Here is an 18,567-nt window from a genome sequence, read left to right as displayed (position 1 = left end):
CTTGGTGAGATATTGATATGACGGCTGTTTCGCCCGCACGAATTGCGCATCCCGACACCGGCCTGCCAGCCGATCCGCGCGTGGAGGCCTTGGTCAATCAGGTCATCGGCCGGGTGGCCGACAAATGGACCATGCTGATCCTGGAGGCTCTGACCGAGCATGGCCCGCTGAGGTTTTCCCGCCTGGGCAAGGAAGTCGGCGGGATCAGTCAGAAGATGCTGACCCAGACCCTGCGTCAGATGGAGCGCGATGGACTGGTGATCCGGACCGTGCACCCGGTGATCCCGCCCCGGGTCGACTATCAGCTGACGGATATGGGCCTGACGCTGGCCGAAGCCTTCTGCGGCGTCTGGACCTGGGCCGAAACCCATCTGGAACGGATCGAGGCCGCGCGGCTGGCCTTCGACCAAAGACAGCAGACATAGGCGCAATCCCTCTCGACTTCCCTCGGGTCATCACGGAATGTTACAGCGTCGGCCTGGGGTCGGCTTCTGGGCTGGCTTGGGGAGAGATGAGCCATGATGACGACGCGGGCCGGGTTGCAGGTCGAACAGGAACTGGCCGCCTTCATCGAGGATGAGGCCCTGCCGGGACTGGGCATCGAGACGGCGGCCTTCTGGGATGGGTTCGCCGCGATCCTGGACCGGTTCGTGCCAGAGAATCGCCGGCTTCTGGCGGTGCGTGACGATCTTCAGGGCCGGATCGACGCCTGGTACCGCGCGCGCCGAGGCCAGCCGCATGACCCGGCGGCGACCGAGGCCTTTCTGACGGAGATCGGCTATCTGGTGCCCGAGCCGTCGCCCTTCTCGGTCGGCACAGACGGCGTTGATGACGAGATCGCCCGCCTGGCCGGACCGCAGCTGGTCGTGCCGGTTCTGAATGCCCGGTTCGTGCTGAATGCCGCCAATGCGCGCTGGGGCAGTCTTTATGACGCCCTGTATGGCACCGACGCCCTGGGCGATCTGCCGCCGGCCGGACCCTATGACGCGGCGCGGGGCCAGCGCGTGGTGGCGCGAGCCAAGGCCTTCCTGGATCAGGCGGTGCCGCTGGCGGCCGGGTCCTGGGCGGATCTGTCGGACGTCAGCCAGGGCATCGCCCTGCGGCACCCGGAACAATATGTCGGCCAGGGTGAGCGCTCGCGCCTGTTCCGTCACAACGGCCTGCATATCGAGGTCGTGTTCGACACCGGCCACCCGATCGGAGCGACCGATCCGGCAGGGATCGCCGATGTCGTGCTGGAAGCGGCCCTGACGACCATCGTCGATCTGGAAGACTCGGTCGCGGCGGTGGATGCCCAGGACAAGGTGGCGGCCTATCGCAACTGGCTGGGCCTGATGAAGGGCGACCTGTCGGCAGCCTTTGCCAAGGGCGGCAAGACCCAGACCCGCACGCTGGAAGAGGATCGCGTCTTCACCACGCCGGAGGGATCGACCGTGACCCTGCCGGGGCGGTCGCTGCTGTTCGTGCGCAACGTCGGCCATCTGATGACCAATCCGGCCATCCGGCTAGCTGACGGCAGCGAAGCGCCCGAGGGAATCCTGGATGCCGTCGTCACCAGCCTGATCGGCCTGCACGACCTCAAGGGTCTCGGCCGGTTCCGGAACAGCCGGGCAGGCTCGATCTATATCGTCAAACCCAAGATGCACGGGCCGGACGAGGCGGCCCTGACCAATGCCCTGTTCGATGCGGTCGAGGACCTGCTGGGACTGGCCCGTCACACGATCAAGGTCGGGGTGATGGACGAGGAGCGCCGGACCAGCGCCAATCTGGCCGCCTGTATCCATGCGGTGCGCGACCGGATCGTCTTCATCAACACCGGCTTCCTGGACCGGACGGGCGACGAGATTCACACGGCCATGCAGGCCGGTCCGATGATCCGAAAGGCCGAGGTCAAGGGCAGCGCCTGGATCGCCGCCTATGAGGCGCGGAACGTCGCCATCGGCTTGGCCTGCGGCCTGTCCGGCAAGGCGCAGATCGGCAAGGGGATGTGGGCGGCCCCGGACCGCATGGCCGATATGCTGGAGCAGAAGCTGGCCCATCCGAAGACAGGGGCCAACACCGCCTGGACCCCGTCGCCGACGGCGGCGACCCTGCATGCCCTGCACTATCACGCCGTCGATGTCTTCGCCGTGCGCGAGACGGTGGCGAAACAGCCCGTGCCCGGTCTGACCGATCTGCTGACCCCGCCGCTGGCAACCGGTGCCAACTGGTCCGAACAGGATGTGGCCGATGAGCTGGACAACAATGCCCAGGGCATCCTCGGCTATGTCGTGCGCTGGATCGATCAGGGCGTCGGCTGTTCCAAGGTGCCGGACATCCATGACGTCGGCCTGATGGAGGACCGGGCCACGTTGCGGATTTCGTCGCAGCACATGGCCAACTGGCTACTGCACGGGGTCTGCACCCCCGAACAGGTCGACGCGGCCCTGCTGAGGATGGCGGCCAAGGTGGACGGCCAGAACGCGGGTGACCCCCTCTATCGGCCCATGGCCCCCAACCCCGAGGCCAGCCTGGCCTTCCAGGCCGCGCGCGCCCTGGTGTTCCAGGGGGTGGAGCAACCGAACGGCTATACCGAACCGCTGCTGCATGCCTTCCGCCAGAAGGTTAAGGGCTGACCGTTCCGCAGCCCGCGTCGCCCCCTCCGTCACGGCGGCCGAGCGGCCGCCGCGCCACCTCCCCACAGTGTGGGGAGGAGAGGTGAGCCTGATTTCTCCTCCCCATGACTTGGCATGGGGAGGTGGCGCGGCGCATCTTCGCGCCGTGACGGAGGGGGTGACCCGGTGCCGGATGGCAAGAGCTACGAACGCGCAAAGACCTTCCGTAAGGCCCTGACCCCACCCGAGGCCCGTCTGTGGGTGGCGCTGAGGGGGCGCGGGCTCGAAGGCCTTCGCTTTCGGCGACAGCACCCGATCGGCCCCTTCATTCTGGACTTCTTCTGCGCCGAGGCGATGCTCGCGGTCGAGGTGGACGGGGCCAGCCATCAAGACCCGGAGCGGGCCGAACTGGACCGGCGGCGATCGGTCTGGTTGGCCACACGTAACATCCGCGTGGTGCGCATCGCGGCGCGAGACGTCCGGGACGAACTTCCCCATGTCCTCGACTTCATCGGCAGGACGGCGCTGGAGCGTCTTCGCCAGGATCGCCCCCTCCGTCACGGCGGCCGAGCGGCCGCCGTGCCAGCTCCCCACGGTGTGGGGAGGGGAATTGAAAAAGGGCGGGAACCGCGTCGCGATTCCCGCCCCTCTTTCGATCATTCGCGATCCAGTGGACCGGCGAGGGATCCTTAGCCGTTCACGGCGTCCTTCAGGGGCTTGGACACCCGGAAGCGGACAGCCTTGGAGGCGGCGATCTTGATGGTCTCGCCGGTGGCCGGGTTGCGGCCTTCACGAGCGGCGCGGTCAGCCGTGTCGAACACGCCCAGGTTCGAGATACGCACGTCGCCGCCCGACTTCAGGCTGGCGTGGATGTTTTCGACGATCGCGGTCAGCACCTTGCCGGCGTCGGCCTGCGAAACACCGGCGTCCTTGGCGACAGCGGCGATGAGTTCAGCTTGAGTGGTCATTATGGGTCGTTTCCCGATGGTAACTCGCCCGATTCAGGGCGAAGACCGGGGGATCAACACGCTTTTCGGGGGGCTTGGCAAGCGTCACCCATGCTGAATCGCAGTGAGGGCGGGGATTTATCCCCCGCCGGATGCCCTCTGAAAGCTTTCGACAAGGCTGCCAGCCACCAGTCTCCACCCGTCGACCAGCACGAAGAAGATCAGCTTGAACGGCAGGGAAATGACCACCGGCGGCAGCATCATCATGCCCATGGACATCAGCACGCTGGCGACCACCAGATCGATCACAAGGAACGGAACAAAAAGAAGAAATCCGATCTCAAAAGCGGTCTTCAGCTCGCTGATCATGAAGGCCGGGGTGATGACCCGCAGGGGCAGGTCGGCCGCCGCCGTCGGGGCCTCGATCTCGGACAGTCGGGTGAACAGGGCCAGGTCGCCGGGGTCCACCTGGGCCAGCATGAAGGTTTTCACCGGATCGGCCGCGGCATCGAACGCCTGGGGCAGTTCCATCTGCTGATCCATCAGCGGCCGGATGCCCGAATCATAGGCGTCCTGCCAGGTCGGAGCCATGACGATGGCCGACAGGAACAGGGCCAGGGACACCAGAACCGCATTCGGCGGCGACTGCTGCATGCCCAGGGCCGTCCGCAGCAGGCTGAGCACCACCACGATCCGCACGAAACTTGTGGTCATGATGACGATGGACGGGGCCAGGGACAGCACGGTCATCAGCCCGACCAGCTGCACCACCCGCTGGGTCAGGCCCGCCCCGTCGCCCAGATCGACATTGATGGCGGCGCCCTGCTGGGCGGCCTGGGCGGCATCCTGGGCGAGGGCCGCCACCGGCCAGATCAGGCAAAGCAGGGTGGTCAGGGCCGAGAGCTTGAGCGCGCGGATCAGTTCCGCGCGGCTGGGCAGGGCGAAGATCGTCATGACTTGGCGGGCCCGCGCGGTTCAATCAGCTCGCGGCCTTCGCCCAGCAGGATCAGCCGCTCCTCATCGTCGACACGCACCAGGACCAGGCGGCGCGCCGGATCCAGGACCAGGGTCTCGACCACGGTCAGGCGACGTTCGCCGCGCTCGGCGCTGAGCTTGGCCAGCAGCTGGGGCGCATAGCGGCGCGCGGCCCAGGCGGCCAGGCCGATGATGCCCAGCGTAAAGGCCAGGGCGAAGATCGCGCGGGCGAGATCGAGCAGATTCATGGGGGCATTCCGGAGGCTTCGAGCGCGGAGCCTTAACCATCGTGGTTAACGGGTCGTTGAAATAACCGGCTGTTAACCATGCAGGCGGCAAATTCAGCCTACCGCCATCCTAGGGAAGGACCCCGACATGGGCGTCGCCGACCTGCCTCTGCTGAAATCCATCACCGGCCGCCTGACCTGGCTGGACGAGCGCCAGCGGGTGATCGCCCAGAACGTGGCCAATGCGGACACACCCGGCTATGTCGCCCGCGACCTGAAAGCCCCCGGCGATTTCGCCTCGACGCTGAACGCCGGCGGGCTGACCATGGCGCGGACTTCTGCCCGCCACCTGTCGTCGGCGGGCCCGGCGGCGACCCGCTATACGTCCGAAGCCTCGCCCGATTCCGAGACGACCCTGGATGGCAATGCCGTGGTGGTCGAGGAACAGATGCTGAAGATGGCCGAGAGCCGCATGGCCTATGACGCCGCGATCGGCCTGTATCAGAAGTCGCTGGCCATGCTGCGGATGGCCGCCAAGCCCCCCGGCCGATGATCGATAGAAGGCTGACCCGATGAGCGATCCCGTCACCCCCCGAAACAGCGCCATGGCCGTCGCGGCCTCGGGCCTGAAGGCGCAGCAGTCGCGCATGCGCGTGATCGCCGAGAACATCGCCAATGCCGAATCCACCGCCCAGACGGCGGGCGGTACCCCCTATCGTCGGCAGGTGCCGGTGTTCCAGTCGGCCAATGTCGACGGCGCGACCGGGGTGGTGCTGGCCGAGGTCCGCCCGGACCAGAAGGATTTCCGCATGGAGTACGACCCTTCGCATCCGGCGGCCAATGCCGAGGGCTATGTGATGCGGCCCAATGTCGACACCCTGATCGAGGCCATGGACATGCGCGAGGCGCAGCGGGCCTATGAGGCGAACCTGAACGTGATCGAGACGGCGCGCGCGATGGAGCAGCGCACCCTCGACATCCTGAAACGCTGAGGGTCTGAACCATGAATCCGATGGCGGCGGTCAAGGCCTATCAGGCGATACAGGGTGCAGGCGCGGCCGGGCCGACCGGCGGCGTGGGCGGCGCTCAGGGGCCGGGCTTCGGCGAGCTGCTGCAGTCGGTCATGAACGACACGACCCAGCAGACCCGCGCGGCTGAAACCCAGATGAACATGGCCGTCCAGGGCCAGGGCAGCCTGATCGACGTGGTCACCGCCGTCAGCTCCGCCGAGGCCTCGCTGGAAACCGTGATCGCCGTGCGCGACCAGGTGATCCAGGCCTATCAGGAGATCATGCGGATGCCGATCTAAGGCCTCGCATGGACAGAATTTAACGACCCGGGACGCATCTATCGGTCTAATCCGCATCCTCTTGACTGCGCGGCATCGGGCCGCGGACGTTCGGGAGTCCCTCATGAAATCCGCAGTTGTCTGCGCCGCCGCCCTTCTGGCCGTGGGTGTGCCTGTTGCCGCTCAGGCTCAAGACAGATCTCCGCAATCCGTCGTCCTGGTGCGGGCTGGCAATCTGTTCGACTCGCAGACAGGCCGAATGGTGGGGCCGCGCGACATTCTGATCCGAGGTGGAAGGATCGCCGAAGTGGGCCAGGGCCTGAGTGTGCCGGACGGGGCGGAAATCCTGAATTTGTCGCGCTGCTCGGTTCTGCCGGGGCTTATCGACGGGCATACGCATGTTCTGGTCGAGCAGGCCCAGGGCGAGGGGCTGTCGGACGTGGCGGCACGTGACCATGGCGTAGTGGGCGACGTGCGCCGCGCCCTTTCGGCGTCGAGCCGAGCGGTGGACTATCTGGAAGCCGGTTTCACCACCGTGCGCGACCTCGGCAACTCGGGGCGCTTTCTGGACCTGCAGCTGGCCGCTGCCATTGGCGAGGGCGTCATTCGTGGACCGCGTGTCTATGGCTCGGGCCCAGGCTTGGCCCCCCAAGGCGGACAGCTAGAGCCCCTTCCCGCCGATCCCCATCATCTGGTCGCCGGTGAATACCGGATCATCAGCGGCGTGGATGATGCGCGGGTGGCCGTGCGTGAAGCCGTCGCGGCGGGGGCGAGAGTCATCAAGGTCTATCCCGAAGCCACCCCGCAACGTACTCGGCTGTCGGTGGCAGAGTTGGAGGCGATCGTGTCGGAGGCAAGGCGTCATGGCATTCCCGTCGCCGCCCATGCGACCTCGGACGCCGCCATTCGCGAGGCGGTCGAGGCGGGCGTGACTTCGATCGAGCACGCCTATGATATCTCGGACGACACTTTGCAGTTGATGGCCGAAAAGGGCGTCTGGCTGGTGCCGACCGACCCTTCCCTGGACATGGCGATCGAGTTCACCAGCACATGGCCACAACGTCCGCCACCGGAAGAGATCGAGCGCCATCTTCAGGTCGGTCGTGACCGGCTGATGCGCGCGCATCGGGCGGGGGTGCCCATCGCTTTGGGCTCCGACCTCTACATGCCCTATGGACCCGGTCGGGGGGCAGGCTCGCGAGCTACGCTGGACGGCTATGTCGAGGCGGGGCTCACCCCGGCGCAAGCGCTGCAGACCGCCACCTGGGAAGCCGGTAGAATGCTGGGCGATGATGGCCTGGGCGTGGTGCGCTCGCGGGCCTGGGCTGACCTGATAGCCGTCGAAGGTGATCCAACCCTGAGCCTGGCCCCTTTGAGGGACGCCCACTTCGTTATGAAGGGCGGCCGGGTCGAGGTGTCCGATGAAGGTCGCTGTAGCGGTTGATTTCTTGGCTTAGGGACATTCCGATCGCCGAGCGCGACCAGGTGATCCTATCAGGAGGTCATTGGGATGCCGATCTGATCCGCCATGTCGGAACGGATCGTCGTCTTTCGTCCTTTGGCCTGAAAGCCGGAGGACCACATGCTGAGAGATCGCAACTCATCCGCCATCGTCGCCGTCACCGATATCGAACGCGCGCGTCGCTTCTACGGCGACATGCTGGGACTGGAAATGGCCGACGGCGGCAGCGCGGGCATGGAAGGTGTTCTGGTCTTTCGCACCGGAGCGACGATCCTGACCGTCTATCGGTCGGAATTCGCAGGCACCAACCAGGCCAATGCCGTGACCTTCGCCATGGACGGCGACTTGCGCGCTGTGGTCGATGAACTGACCGCTAAAGGGGTCGTGTTCGAGCGTTACGACCTTCCCGACATGGAATGGAAAGACGGCGTGCATGAGGCGGGTGAAGTGAAACTGGCCTGGTTCAAGGATCCGGACGGGAATCTCCTTCACCTGATCGAAGGCCTGTAGCGCTTCACCCCTCCAGCGACACCACCGGTCCGATGGCCGGGGCCGGGCGGCCTTTGCGGCGGGACTTCATCCAGGCCTTGATGCGGTTCTGGATCGGGTTGTCGATCAGGAAGTGGAAGGCAAAGGCGAAGACGAAGGCCGCCGCGACGCCCGCGCCCCACAGGGCCCATTGCACCGGCTCGCTCAGATTCAGCCGGGCAATGGCGACGTTGGCCACGCCGAACCAGGCGATGCGGACCACCTCATTGGTGATGAACATCGAAAAGGACACCAGGGCGATCTTCTCGACCAGCTTGGACGGGCGCAGCACCGGAATGGCCCCCGCCGCCAGGATGATGACCGAGATACAGGCCAGCGAGATCAGCGCATTCTTGTCGAACCACTGGGCGACGCCCAGGCCGATCGTGGCGGCGACGAAGGCCCAGCCGGCCAGCTTCGGATTGATCCAGACTTTCTGGGCGAACCCGGCCAGGGCCATGCCCAGGAAGAACAGCGGCAGGGCGCGGATGAAGCCGTATTTCATCGGCATCTGATAGACGGGCAGGTCCAGCAGGGCCCAGGTCAGCTCATTGGCGACCAGATAGAGGCCGACCCCCAGGGCCAGCACGGTCCAGGGCCCGACCCGGACCAGGCCGCGCAGGATCCACGGAAAGGCCAGATAGCAGCCGATCAGGGCCGAGATCGACCAGGCGGGGGCATTCCAGCCCAGTCCGCCATAGATGCCGAACGACTGCACCAGCGCCAGCTGCGCGGGCAGCTGATCCCAGGCGAACCATTCCGGATTGCGCGGCGCAACCCCCAGGGCCGAGCTGACCAGAACCAGGGCCACCAGCGAAAGACCCATGATCAGATGGGCCGGATAGACCCGCAGTACGCGCTTCAGCACGAAGTCGCCCGGCGACATCGTCCCCCTCTGCAAGGAGGCCGCATAGACCCGCATCAGCACATAGCCGCTGTCGATGATGAAGAAGTTGGTCAGCAGGAAGCCGCCCCGCTCGAACACCGGATGCCACGCCTCGGCCAGGGGCACGGGGCCCGCCGCCTGGAAGTGGTGCAGGATGATCATCGCGGCCACAATGAAACGCAGGGCGTCCAGCCAACCGCCACGGGCGATGGGGGATGTCTCGTTTCGGGTCGAAATCGCGCTCCAGACCATGGCTTTGGCCTCCTTTGCGCCTGTTCCTGCAAGTCAGGGGCCGGTGTGGGCGCTTTTCTCCTCCCCATCGCAGATGGGGAAGTGGCGCGGCGGCCCCAGGCCGCCGTGACGGAGGGGGCGACACGGGCGGAAAAAAATCGAAGTCAGAGTTCTTGCCTCAGCCACCGTCTCTCCCCCTCCGTCACGGCGCGAAGCTGCACCGTGCCACCTCCCCATGCCTCGGCATGGGGAGGAGACGCTGAATCCTGGCGTCCTAACGCCTCGTTAACCACGCTCCCGGCATTTTCTGCCCAGTTTCGGCGTTCCGGTCCGGCCTCAAGCAGGCCCTCGACCCCGATCGGGGGCCGGCAGGCCCAAAGGAGTGTTCATGAACGGCGCGGAAGTTCTGGATGTGGGGCGCGACGCCGTCTGGCTGACGATCCAGCTGTGCCTGCCCGTGCTGGTGGTCGGGCTGGTGGTCGGTGTCGGCATCGGCCTGTTCCAGGCCCTGACCCAGATTCAGGAACAGACCCTGGTCTATGCGCCCAAGATCATCGCCATCTTCGTGTCCCTGCTGCTGTTCCTGCCGCTGATGGGGGCCTTGCTGGGCGGTTTCATGCGCGAGATCGCGGCCCGAATAGCGGGCATGTAGGTGGACGGCTACGCCACCGCCGAACAGGTCTGGGCGGGGGGACTGATCTTCGCCCGGATCGGGGCCATCCTGATGCTGATCCCCGGCGTCGGCGAAAGCTATGTGCCGCCGCGCATCCGCCTCTCGCTGGCACTGGTGGTGTCCCTGGCCCTGTGGCCGGTCGTTCAGGGCGCGCTGCCGGCCTTGCCCGCCACGGTCGGCGGCATGGTCGGATGGGTGCTGCGCGAGGTGATCGTGGGCCTGGCCATCGGGGCGGTGCTTCGCGCCTTCACCACGGCCCTGGCCACGGCCGGTGAGATCGTCTCGTTGCAGACCACGCTGAGCTTCGCCCAGACGGCCAATCCGCTTCAGGCCCAGCCCGGCACGACCATCGCGGCCTTTCTGATGCTTCTGGGCACGACGCTGATCTTTGCCACCGACACCCATCACCTGTTCATCGCCGGCCTGGTGGGGTCCTATGACCTGATCGCCCCGGCCCGGCCGCTGGTGACCGCGGACTTCGCCAGCCTGGCCATCCGCACCCTGGGCGACAGCTTTATGCTGGGGGTTCAGCTGTCGGCGCCGGTCATCGTGTTCGCCATCATCTTCAACCTGGCGTCCGGACTGGTCGGGCGGGTCATGCCGTCGTTCCAGGTCTTCTTCGCCGCCGCCCCGCTCAGCGTTATCCTGGGCCTGTCGGTTTTTGCTCTGTCGCTGGGGGTTCTGGGCACGGTCTTCATCGACCGCTATCGCGCCCTGGCCCGGATCTTCGTGGGAGGCGCGGGTGGCTGACAAGCCCGATCCCGACTCCAAGACAGAAGAGGCGACCCCGCGAAAACTCGAGGAGGCGCGAAAGAAAGGCGACGTCGCCAAGTCGGCAGACGTCGGCTCTGCCCTGTCGCTGATGGGGGCTGCGGCGGTGCTCCTGATGATGGGCGGCTGGTTCGCCGGGTCGATGGCCGAGGCCCTTCTGCCCTTCATCGCCTCGCCCCACGCCATGCTGGGCGGACTGGATGCGGGGGCGGGGGTCGAGATCGGGGCCCAGGCCCTGTGGGCCGTCGCCCCCTTCATGGCCGCCCTGATGGCGGCGGTGATCGTCGGCGGGGCGGGCGGACATCTGGCGCAGTCGGGCCTGATCTTCTCGGGCGAGAAGATGAAGCCGAGCTGGGAAAAGATCAGCCCTGCCGCCGGGTTCAAGCGCATCTTCGGACCCGACGGCCTGTTCCAGTTCCTGAAGACTCTGCTGAAGCTGATCGCTGTCTGCGCCATCTGCTGGGGCGTGCTCAGCCCCCATGCGCGCGAGCTGGAGAACCTGGCGGCCATGAGCCCGGCGTCCATTCTGCCGTTCGCGCGGGATCTGGTCGTGGCCCTGATGGCCTCTGCCCTGGTGTTCCTGGGGCTGACGGCGGCGGGCGATTTCCTCTGGCAGAAATACCGCTTCAACGAGCGGATGAAGATGACCAAGGAAGAGGTCAAGGAAGACTACAAACAGTCCGAGGGCGACCCGCACATCAAGGCCAAGCTGAAGCAGATCCGCATGCAGCGCAGCCGCCAGCGGATGATGCAGAACGTGCCCACGGCCACGGTGATCGTGACCAACCCGACCCACTATTCGGTGGCCCTGCGCTATGAGCCGGACCAGGGCGACGCCGCCCCCGTCTGCGTGGCCAAGGGGGTGGACGCCCTGGCCCTGCGCATCCGCGAGGTCGCGCGCGAGCACGACGTGCCGGTGGTCGAGAACGTGCCCCTGGCCCGCGCCCTCTATGCCGCCGTCGACATCGACGAGACCATCCCGCGCGAACATTTCGACGCCGCCGCCAAGGTGATCGGCTTCGTCATGCAGAAGCGGAAACGGCGCTAGCCGGTCTCTCCGGAGCGCTGCATGACGCCGGAGAAGGTCAGGATCGACAGCGACAGGATCAGCCACCCGGCCAGGGCATAGAAGGCCTTGGCAAAGCGATAGACCTCGATCTCGCCGAACAGGGTGCGAGCGGCCTCGCCCGACCCGATCGTGATCCCCTGGAACAGCGGCATGGCCCGCGCCGTCCCCTCGGCCTCGCCGATCTCGCACTCGGTCTCCTGCAACAGGTCGACCAGGGGAATGAAGACGTCCAGCGCATAGAGTGAGGGCCTGACGGCATCGCCACAGGGGATGTTCTGGACCATTTCGTCGTCGGTAGGCGCCGGGGCACCGACGCGCCCGGCCTGGGCGATGGAGGCGACGGCCTGCTGGTCGATCACCATGGCCCCGCGCCAGTTCGCCCAGCCGAAGAAGGCCCAGCCCGCCACGAGGGCCACGGCCAGGGTCGTCACCGCGCGGGTCGGCTTCAGCCCGTATCCGAACAGCTTGCCGAACAGGCCCGTCGATAGATGCAGGGTCCAGCGGCCAAGGCCGGTCAGCCAGCCTTCGGACCAAATCAGGGGCTTGCCGGCCGCGCGGCGGCGATCGGCCAGCAGCACCTGGATATCGCGCGCATCATCGACTTGGCCCTGTCCCGCAAGCACGCGTGCCAGGTGATGGTAGGGCTGCGGACTGATCGCCGTTTCGCGGTCCGTTTCGGGCCTGAAGCCGCTCAGCCAGGCCGCGCGGTCATCGACGCAGCGACCGGTGAAACTGGCCCGTGCCAGACGCTGATAGGTCAGCCCGTTGAGACCGAGCCGTCCGCTGCCATAGGCGGAAGGGTCGTCGTCCAGGATGGCGCATGACGCATCCGACAGGTCCAAGGCGGTCGCCCCGTGCAGCTTGCGAAGGCGCAGGCTGGAGCCGACCTTCACGCCATTGGCTGCGATCACGCCACCGCCGATGAGGGTCACGTCCTGAAGCAGCATCTGGTCGCCCGTGGCGACGCTTTTCAGGTTCAGCGCACGGTTCAGCACGACCTGATCGTGGAGGCCCAGATTGGCGCCGATGCGGACCCCTTCCAGATCGAGCGCGGCCTGGCCCCGGTTCCCCAGAACGATGGCATGGGTGACGATGATGTCCGAGCGCACCTCGGCATTGACGAAGCTGGCCCCGCCGATCAGCACGCAATCGCCCAGCAGTTCGATCTGGTCGAACCGCGCGTGTCGCGCCACCAGGGTCGTGTCCCCGGCCAGGCGCGCCCTGGACAGGTGCAGGAAGTTCGCGCTGGCCCCGTGCAAACTGATTGAGCCCAGGATGCAGGCACCGTCGGTCAGGACGATGTCGCCCTCTATCCGGGTGTTCCGGGCCGTGACCGCGATCTTGCCCCGGCCGTTCAGCCCTGTGCCGCGCAGGTCAAGGTTGGCCCCCAGGCGGGCATCGTTCAGGTCGGTCGACCCCGTCAGAAGCGCCCGGTCCAGGATGATTCCGCCGACGATCGAGGCATTGCGTGCCGACAGGGCCGGGCCTTCGCCCTCGCTCACCCGACTGCCGCGCAGGTTCAGCTCTCCCTGGATGCGGGCCGAGACCAGATCGATCCCGCCCGCGATCGAGCAGGGTCCGAGGGCGACGCATCCCCCACCGACCTCGGCCTCCATCAGGCCCAGGGCAAACCGGGGGCCGACCCTGGCCACCATCGCTGGATCGCGCGGGGCCGGAGCCCTCAACCTGGCGTCATCCAGCGTAATCCGGCCGGCAATGCGCGCCCCGGTCAGCTCCAGCCAACAGTGATCGCCCGACGCCGAAGGCCAGGCGGCGAGGCTGATCAGGCCGGGCAGGGGTTCGGTGTCGTGGAAGAGCGCGCCCTTGCCTTCGCGCACGGAAGCGGGCTCGGCTCTGGCGGCCTCTGCCACCCGATCGAACCATGCCCGGACAGTCGACAGATCATCATCGGTGGGTGATGTCGGAGCCGCTTCGTTCAGGGGAGCAAGTCCGCCCAGGTCCAGGGGGCCGTCGATCGAGACTTCGCGGCCACGGATGTATCCGGCCTGGGAGCCACGCAGCGACAATCGCGCCAGCCGGGCGTGGGACACATCCAGGCTTAATCGCACATCGACAGCATCCGGATCGACGCCGCCGTCGCCTTCCAGCCGGCAATGCTCCAGCGCCAGGGCCGGCAGGCCCTGACCGCCGTGTCCGATGCAGTCCGACAGGTCCAGGACGCCGCGAATGATGGCACCGGATATCCGCAGGCCGGGCGCGGCGATCGGAACGGGTGCCTCTCCGGCGGGGATCGGATAGCCAGGATGCTGGTCGGCGACCGCCTCATGGTCGGCGGCCGGGAAGGGAAGGCCCAGCAGCAGTCGGCGCAGAAAACCGGCATCGACGGTCGGGCCGGCGTCCCCGCCACCCAGCGCCGCGACTTCGCCCAGGGCGATGCGGGCGGCAATCAAGGCTTCGGTCTTGCTGATGGTCATCGAACATCCCCGGCTTGCACGGGGCAGAGCCTGCCGTCAGCCGCTTGGCCTGTCGAGGTTCGTCGTGCCGGGCACCTGTGCCAAATGTGGCGTATCATCCGAACTCTGATTCGCGCGTGAGGTCCCATGGCCCTGGCCCAAACGACAGCCGAGGCGGCGGTCTCGCAGACATCGCATCCCTCGCCGACGACCCGGCCGTTCATCGATCCGTTGCTGGTCGCCATGGTGTGCGGCATGGTGGTGGTCGTGGCGGCCATGGCCTATCCGGCGTTTCGGGCCGAGCCGTTCAGCGCGCCGGGCTTCATCCTGATCTTCGCCGCCGGGGCCGTGGCCCTGATCGGCCTGTTCGCCTTCAACCGGAATGAGACGGCCCGTGCGCCCAGCGGCGATACAGCGGTCGAGATGCTGGACGCCCTGTCCGAACCGGCGGCCCTGGTCTGGGCCTCGGGTCAGGTGCTGGCCTTCAATGCGGCCTGGGCCGAGCAGAACGGCGCGACCGTGGCCCTGCCCAAATCCGCCTCGGCCGGACGGTCGGGCCAGGCGCTCTACATGGCCTTTGCCCAGGCGCGGCAGGGTCAGCAGGGGCGCGCCATCGTCACCGTGGGCGAGCGCGAGATCGAGGTCCTGATCGGACAGGCGGGCGAGGGCCGGTTTCTGGTCCGCGCCGCGCCCGAGGTCGAGGTGGCCGTGGTGCCGTCCGCCCCGGTGGTAAGCCCGTCGTCCGGCGCTGATGGCCGGGCCATGGCGGCGGGGGCGCCGTTCGGGTCCTGCGTCATCGCCCATGCCGACCTGTTCGCCGGGCGGGTGGAAGCGCCCAATGCGGCCCTGGGGGCCCTGACCGGCCCGGCCCATTCTCGCGACGCGGCCTTTGGCCATCTGTTCGAGCCGGGCGGCGTCACCGAGGCGCGAACCAAGCTGGCGGCCGGGTCGTCCGGCCCGATTGAACTGGTGGCCCGCGCCCATCCCGACCGGATGCTGCACCTGTATGTCGCGCCCGAGGGCGAGGCCCGGCGGATATGGCTGTTCGACGTGTCCTCGCAGAAGTCGATGGAGGTGCAGCTGTTCCAGGCCCAGAAGATGCAGGCCGTGGGCCAGCTGGCGGGCGGGGTGGCGCACGACTTCAACAACCTTCTGACCACCATCCAGCTGCAGCTGTCGGACCTTCTGGAACGGCATCCGGTGGGCGACCCCTCCTATGACGGGCTGAACGAGATCCGCCAGACGGCGATCCGCGCCGCCGACCTTGTCCGCAAGCTGCTGGCCTTTTCGCGCAAGTCGACCGTGCGGCGCGAACGGCTGGACCTGGGCGAACTGGTGGGCGAGTTCGCCGTGCTGCTGCGTCGCCTGCTGCGCGAGGACGTGCGGCTGGAAACCGACTATGGCCGCGATCTGCCGGTCGTGCTGGCGGACAAGAGCCAGCTGGAAACGGCGGTGATGAATCTGGCCGTCAATGCCCGCGACGCGATGCGCGGCGTGGTCGAGCCGGGGGCGGGCGTCGTCACCATCCGCACGCGCCGCCTGTCGCCCGACGAGGCCCGCAGCCAGGGCTGGATGGACGCCCCGGTCGATATCGAAGTGGCCTTGATCGAGGTCGCCGACACCGGGCCGGGCGTGCCGCCCGAGCTGCTGGACAAGATCTTCGAGCCCTTCTTCACGACCAAGGCGGTGAACGAGGGCACCGGCATGGGCTTGGCCACCGTCTATGGCATCGTGCAGCAGGCCGGCGGTCATATCGGGGTGACCAATGCCGAAACGGGCGGGGCGGTGTTCCGCATCTTCCTGCCGGCAGCCGCAGAGGCCGAGCTGGCCGAGGTCGCCCCGGTCGAGGTCAAGATCAAGGCCCCGCGCGACCTGTCCGGGGCCGGGCGCATCCTGTTCGTCGAGGATGAACCGGCGGTTCGCAAGATCGCAGCCCGCCTGCTGCGTCAGCGCGGCTATGAGGTGATTGAAGCCGGTGACGGCGAGGAGGCCCTGGTCCTGGCCGAAGAATGGGCGGGCCGGATCGATATGCTGATCTCTGACGTGATCATGCCTGGGCTGGACGGTCCCTCTCTGCTGAAGAAGGCGCGGCCCTTCCTGGGGGATGCCCCGGTGATGTTCATCTCCGGATATGCCGAAAGCGACTTCTCGGATCTGTTGCAGGACGAGGCGGGCGTGTCCTTCCTGCCCAAGCCGCTGGACATCAAGACCCTGGCCGAGCGGGTCAAGCAGCAGCTGCGCACGGCCTGAGCCTGATTTCTCCTCCCCATGACTTGGCATGGGGAGGTGGCACGGCGCATCCACGGGCCGAACTGGACCGGCGGCGATCGGCGGGGCTGGCGACGCGCAACATCCGCGTGATCCGCATCACCGCGCGAGACGTCAGGGACGAACTTCCCCATGTCCTCGACTTCATCGGCAGGACGGCGCTGGAGCGTCTTCCGCCAGGGTCGCCCCCTCCGTCACGGCGGCCCAGTGGCCGCCGCGCCACCTCCCCATCGCCGGGCGATGGAGAGGAGAGTTGAGTTTCCTCCCATGCTGCGGAGGGGAGCGGACATTGGCCTCTGACGGATCGGTAACTTGCCAATCAACGACGGCCGCGCTTCGATGACGGCTGATCAGGAGTTCTCATTTCATGTTCGACCGCCGCCGTTTCCTCGCCGTTTCCATCGCCGCCTCCAGCTTTGCCGCCTCGGGTCAGGCCCTGGCCCAGACGGCGCCGGCCGCCACCGCATCGTCCGGTGATGCGGCTCTGACGGCGGTGATGGACAAGATCGTCCGCCAGATGCTGATGACCTCGCCTGAAACCCTGACCAGCCTGGGTCTCGACAAGGGCCCGGCAGCGGTGATGAAGTCGCGTCTGGACGATCGGTCGCTGGCCAAGATCGAGGCGGACAAGATCGAGTTCAACGGCCTGATGGCCGAGCTGAACGCCATCGACCGCTCCACCCTCTCCAGCGCGTCGAAGATCCACTACGACTCGGTCAAATTCTTCGGTGACACCGCCCAGGAAGGGCAGGCCTTTCCCTATGGCGGCGGTCTGTTCCCCTCGCCCTATACGGTCAGCCAGCTGAGCGGGGCCTATCGCTCCCTGCCCGATTTCCTGGACAGCCAGCACACGATCGAGACCGCCGAGGATGCTGAGGCCTATCTGTCGCGTCTGTCGGCCATGGGCACGGCGTTCGACCAGGAGACCGAGCGGATGCTGGCCGATTTCGCGGCCGGGGCCGTGCCGCCGGACTTCGTCATCGACAAGACGACGGTCCAGATGGACGCCATGCTGAACGCCGATCCCGCCGGAATGACCCTGGTGACCTCGGTTGCGCGCCGGGCGGCGGACAAGGGGCTGGAGGGCGACTGGGCCGGACGCGCGCTCGCCATCGTCAATGAAACGGTCCTGCCGGCCCTGAAGCGTCAGCGCGACACCCTGGCGGCCCAGCGTCCCAATGCCACCCACGATGCCGGGGTGTGGCGTCTGGAGGGCGGAGACCGCTATTATGGCTATGGGCTGAAATTCTTCACCACCACCGACATGACCGGCGAAGAGGTCCACCAGATGGGCCTGGAACAGGTGGCCGAACTGTCGGCGCGCGCCGATGTCCTGCTGCGGGCCCAGGGCCTGACCGAGGGCACGGTGGGCCAGCGCATCGCCTCGATCGCGAACCTGCCGGGTCAGGTCTATTCCAATACGGACGAGGCCAAGGAACAGCTGATCGCCGACCTGAACGTGCAGATGGATGCCTGCATGGCCCGGATGCCGGAATATTTCGGCCGCCTGCCGAAATCGGCCTGCGACATCCGGCGGGTGCCCAAGGACATCGAGGCCGGCGCGCCCGGCGGCTACTATCAGGGCCCGGCGCTGGATGGCTCGCGGCCCGGCGCCTATTACATCAACCTGCGCGACACGGCCGAATGGCCGAAATTCACCCTGCCGACCCTGACCTATCACGAGGCGGTGCCGGGCCATCACTTCCAGATCGCCCTGCAGCAGGAAAATCCCGACGCGCCGATCCTGATGAAGGTGCTGGGCTTCTCGGCCTATACCGAGGGCTGGGGCCTGTATTCCGAGCAGCTGGCCGACGAGATCGGCATGTATGCCAACGACCCCTGGGGCCAGATCGGGGCCATTCAGTCCCTGATGTTCCGCGCCGCGCGCCTGGTCGTGGATTCCGGCCTGCACTACAAGCGCTGGAGCCGCGAACAGGGCATCCGCTATATGGTCGAGACCCTGGGCGACCAGGAAAGCGCCGTCACGACCGAGGTCGAGCGCTATGCCGTCTGGCCGGGCCAGGCCTCCAGCTACAAGGTCGGCCATTCGGAATGGGTGCGTCTGCGCGAACAGGCCAAAGCGACCCTGGGCGACCGGTTCGACATCAAGGGCTTCCATGACGTCGGCCTGGCGGCCGGCGGGGTGCCGCTGAAGGTGCTGGAAGGCGTCATCAACGACTGGGTTGCGGCGCAAGCCTGATCGGATCGGTTCTTTCCCTAAAGGAAACAGGTGC

Annotated in this window: 18 protein-coding genes; 13 read left to right on the top strand and 5 right to left on the bottom strand. The window is 67.0% G+C overall.

All coding sequences use genetic code 11. From position 1 onward, the window contains the following. Positions 1 to 17 precede the first annotated feature (17 nt). The 3 genes from JIP62_RS05760 to JIP62_RS05750 all read left to right on the top strand — a co-directional run bounded on the left by JIP62_RS05760 (position 18) and on the right by JIP62_RS05750 (position 3,287). Positions 18 to 425 (top strand): winged helix-turn-helix transcriptional regulator, encoded by a 408-nt coding sequence (locus JIP62_RS05760; protein ID WP_201103945.1) that lies wholly within the window; start codon positions 18 to 20, stop codon positions 423 to 425. A 96-nt stretch (positions 426 to 521) separates the two neighbouring features. Beyond that, on the top strand, positions 522 to 2,615 hold the full coding sequence (locus JIP62_RS05755) for a malate synthase G (RefSeq protein ID WP_201104597.1): 2,094 nt from the start codon (positions 522 to 524) through the stop codon (positions 2,613 to 2,615). 165 nt (positions 2,616 to 2,780) lie between these two features. After that, positions 2,781 to 3,287 (top strand): endonuclease domain-containing protein, encoded by a 507-nt coding sequence (locus tag JIP62_RS05750; RefSeq protein WP_201103944.1) that lies wholly within the window; start codon positions 2,781 to 2,783, stop codon positions 3,285 to 3,287. On the opposite strand, the gene JIP62_RS05745 is transcribed toward JIP62_RS05750, so the two are convergent. The 3 genes from JIP62_RS05745 to JIP62_RS05735 form a co-directional block, all read right to left on the bottom strand. Then, positions 3,284 to 3,562 (bottom strand): HU family DNA-binding protein, encoded by a 279-nt coding sequence (locus tag JIP62_RS05745; protein WP_201103943.1) that lies wholly within the window; start codon positions 3,560 to 3,562, stop codon positions 3,284 to 3,286. The genes JIP62_RS05750 and JIP62_RS05745 overlap by 4 nt on opposite strands. 117 nt (positions 3,563 to 3,679) lie before the next feature. Beyond that, positions 3,680 to 4,495, bottom strand: a complete 816-nt coding sequence (gene fliP / locus JIP62_RS05740) for a flagellar type III secretion system pore protein FliP (RefSeq protein WP_201103942.1) — start codon at positions 4,493 to 4,495, stop codon at positions 3,680 to 3,682. Then, positions 4,492 to 4,764 carry a FliO/MopB family protein gene (locus JIP62_RS05735; RefSeq protein WP_201103941.1) on the bottom strand — a complete coding sequence of 91 codons (273 nt, stop codon included), beginning with the start codon at positions 4,762 to 4,764 and terminating at the stop codon, positions 4,492 to 4,494. The genes fliP and JIP62_RS05735 overlap by 4 nt, the downstream gene beginning before the upstream one ends. Before the next feature lie 127 nt (positions 4,765 to 4,891). Here JIP62_RS05735 and flgB point away from each other — a divergent pair, with 127 nt between their 5' ends. The 5 genes from flgB (at position 4,892) to JIP62_RS05710 (ending at position 8,003) form a co-directional block, all read left to right on the top strand. After that, positions 4,892 to 5,296: a flagellar basal body rod protein FlgB gene (gene flgB, locus JIP62_RS05730; protein ID WP_201103940.1), complete on the top strand. Its 405-nt coding sequence runs from the start codon at positions 4,892 to 4,894 to the stop codon at positions 5,294 to 5,296. A 52-nt stretch (positions 5,297 to 5,348) separates the two neighbouring features. Then, positions 5,349 to 5,735 carry a flagellar basal body rod protein FlgC gene (gene flgC, locus JIP62_RS05725; RefSeq protein ID WP_201104596.1) on the top strand — a complete coding sequence of 129 codons (387 nt, stop codon included), beginning with the start codon at positions 5,349 to 5,351 and terminating at the stop codon, positions 5,733 to 5,735. An 11-nt stretch (positions 5,736 to 5,746) separates the two neighbouring features. Continuing rightward, on the top strand, positions 5,747 to 6,052 hold the full coding sequence (locus tag JIP62_RS05720) for a flagellar hook-basal body complex protein FliE (RefSeq protein ID WP_201103939.1): 306 nt from the start codon (positions 5,747 to 5,749) through the stop codon (positions 6,050 to 6,052). A 103-nt stretch (positions 6,053 to 6,155) separates the two neighbouring features. Beyond that, on the top strand, positions 6,156 to 7,475 hold the full coding sequence (locus tag JIP62_RS05715; RefSeq protein ID WP_201103938.1) for an amidohydrolase family protein: 1,320 nt from the start codon (positions 6,156 to 6,158) through the stop codon (positions 7,473 to 7,475). Positions 7,476 to 7,613: 138 nt separating this feature from the next. Then, on the top strand, positions 7,614 to 8,003 hold the full coding sequence (locus tag JIP62_RS05710; RefSeq protein WP_201103937.1) for a VOC family protein: 390 nt from the start codon (positions 7,614 to 7,616) through the stop codon (positions 8,001 to 8,003). A gap of 4 nt (positions 8,004 to 8,007) precedes the next feature. Here JIP62_RS05710 and JIP62_RS05705 read toward each other — a convergent pair whose 3' ends face one another. Next, entirely contained in the window at positions 8,008 to 9,159 is a 1,152-nt protein-coding gene (locus tag JIP62_RS05705; RefSeq protein ID WP_201103936.1) for an acyltransferase family protein, read from the bottom strand. A gap of 367 nt (positions 9,160 to 9,526) precedes the next feature. On the opposite strand from JIP62_RS05705, the gene fliQ reads away from it, so the two are divergent. The 3 genes from fliQ to flhB are packed head-to-tail and all read left to right on the top strand — an operon-like array spanning position 9,527 to position 11,630. Beyond that, a complete protein-coding gene (gene fliQ, locus JIP62_RS05700; protein ID WP_201103935.1) occupies positions 9,527 to 9,790 on the top strand; it encodes a flagellar biosynthesis protein FliQ in 264 nt (87 codons plus the stop codon). Further along, positions 9,791 to 10,561: a flagellar biosynthetic protein FliR gene (fliR, locus tag JIP62_RS05695; protein ID WP_201103934.1), complete on the top strand. Its 771-nt coding sequence runs from the start codon at positions 9,791 to 9,793 to the stop codon at positions 10,559 to 10,561. It begins immediately after the preceding gene. Further along, on the top strand, positions 10,554 to 11,630 hold the full coding sequence (gene flhB / locus JIP62_RS05690) for a flagellar biosynthesis protein FlhB (RefSeq protein ID WP_201103933.1): 1,077 nt from the start codon (positions 10,554 to 10,556) through the stop codon (positions 11,628 to 11,630). The genes fliR and flhB overlap by 8 nt, the downstream gene beginning before the upstream one ends. Here the strand turns inward: flhB and JIP62_RS05685 are convergent. Further along, positions 11,627 to 14,086, bottom strand: coding sequence for a hypothetical protein (locus JIP62_RS05685; RefSeq protein ID WP_201103932.1), 2,460 nt, complete (start codon positions 14,084 to 14,086; stop codon positions 11,627 to 11,629). The two genes, flhB and JIP62_RS05685, sit on opposite strands and share 4 nt — an antisense overlap. Positions 14,087 to 14,308: 222 nt before the next feature. Here JIP62_RS05685 and cckA point away from each other — a divergent pair, with 222 nt between their 5' ends. Together cckA and JIP62_RS05675 are read left to right on the top strand one after the other, a co-directional pair. Then, positions 14,309 to 16,315 (top strand): cell cycle histidine kinase CckA, encoded by a 2,007-nt coding sequence (cckA, locus tag JIP62_RS05680; RefSeq protein WP_201104594.1) that lies wholly within the window; start codon positions 14,309 to 14,311, stop codon positions 16,313 to 16,315. A 385-nt stretch (positions 16,316 to 16,700) separates the two neighbouring features. Next, entirely contained in the window at positions 16,701 to 18,533 is a 1,833-nt protein-coding gene (locus JIP62_RS05675; protein ID WP_201103931.1) for a DUF885 domain-containing protein, read from the top strand. Positions 18,534 to 18,567: the final 34 nt, after the last annotated feature.

Source organism: Brevundimonas vitisensis (assembly GCF_016656965.1).
In the GTDB taxonomy this organism is placed as follows: domain Bacteria; phylum Pseudomonadota; class Alphaproteobacteria; order Caulobacterales; family Caulobacteraceae; genus Brevundimonas; species Brevundimonas vitisensis.
This window is presented reverse-complemented; position numbering and strand designations above follow the sequence as displayed.

What these genes read in the sequence shown, in the direction of transcription:
- JIP62_RS05760 (WP_201103945.1), top strand. Translation starts at nt 18, where the DNA reads ATGACGGCTGTTTCGCCCGCACGAATTGCGCATCCCGACACCGGCCTG.
- JIP62_RS05755 (WP_201104597.1), top strand. Translation starts at nt 522, where the DNA reads ATGACGACGCGGGCCGGGTTGCAGGTCGAACAGGAACTGGCCGCCTTC.
- JIP62_RS05745 (WP_201103943.1), bottom strand. Translation starts at nt 3,562, where the DNA reads ATGACCACTCAAGCTGAACTCATCGCCGCTGTCGCCAAGGACGCCGGT.
- fliP (WP_201103942.1), bottom strand. Translation starts at nt 4,495, where the DNA reads ATGACGATCTTCGCCCTGCCCAGCCGCGCGGAACTGATCCGCGCGCTC.
- JIP62_RS05735 (WP_201103941.1), bottom strand. Translation starts at nt 4,764, where the DNA reads ATGAATCTGCTCGATCTCGCCCGCGCGATCTTCGCCCTGGCCTTTACG.
- flgB (WP_201103940.1), top strand. Translation starts at nt 4,892, where the DNA reads ATGGGCGTCGCCGACCTGCCTCTGCTGAAATCCATCACCGGCCGCCTG.
- flgC (WP_201104596.1), top strand. Translation starts at nt 5,349, where the DNA reads ATGGCCGTCGCGGCCTCGGGCCTGAAGGCGCAGCAGTCGCGCATGCGC.
- JIP62_RS05720 (WP_201103939.1), top strand. Translation starts at nt 5,747, where the DNA reads ATGAATCCGATGGCGGCGGTCAAGGCCTATCAGGCGATACAGGGTGCA.
- JIP62_RS05715 (WP_201103938.1), top strand. Translation starts at nt 6,156, where the DNA reads ATGAAATCCGCAGTTGTCTGCGCCGCCGCCCTTCTGGCCGTGGGTGTG.
- JIP62_RS05710 (WP_201103937.1), top strand. Translation starts at nt 7,614, where the DNA reads ATGCTGAGAGATCGCAACTCATCCGCCATCGTCGCCGTCACCGATATC.
- JIP62_RS05705 (WP_201103936.1), bottom strand. Translation starts at nt 9,159, where the DNA reads ATGGTCTGGAGCGCGATTTCGACCCGAAACGAGACATCCCCCATCGCC.
- fliQ (WP_201103935.1), top strand. Translation starts at nt 9,527, where the DNA reads ATGAACGGCGCGGAAGTTCTGGATGTGGGGCGCGACGCCGTCTGGCTG.
- JIP62_RS05685 (WP_201103932.1), bottom strand. Translation starts at nt 14,086, where the DNA reads ATGACCATCAGCAAGACCGAAGCCTTGATTGCCGCCCGCATCGCCCTG.
- cckA (WP_201104594.1), top strand. Translation starts at nt 14,309, where the DNA reads ATGGTGTGCGGCATGGTGGTGGTCGTGGCGGCCATGGCCTATCCGGCG.
- JIP62_RS05675 (WP_201103931.1), top strand. Translation starts at nt 16,701, where the DNA reads ATGTTCGACCGCCGCCGTTTCCTCGCCGTTTCCATCGCCGCCTCCAGC.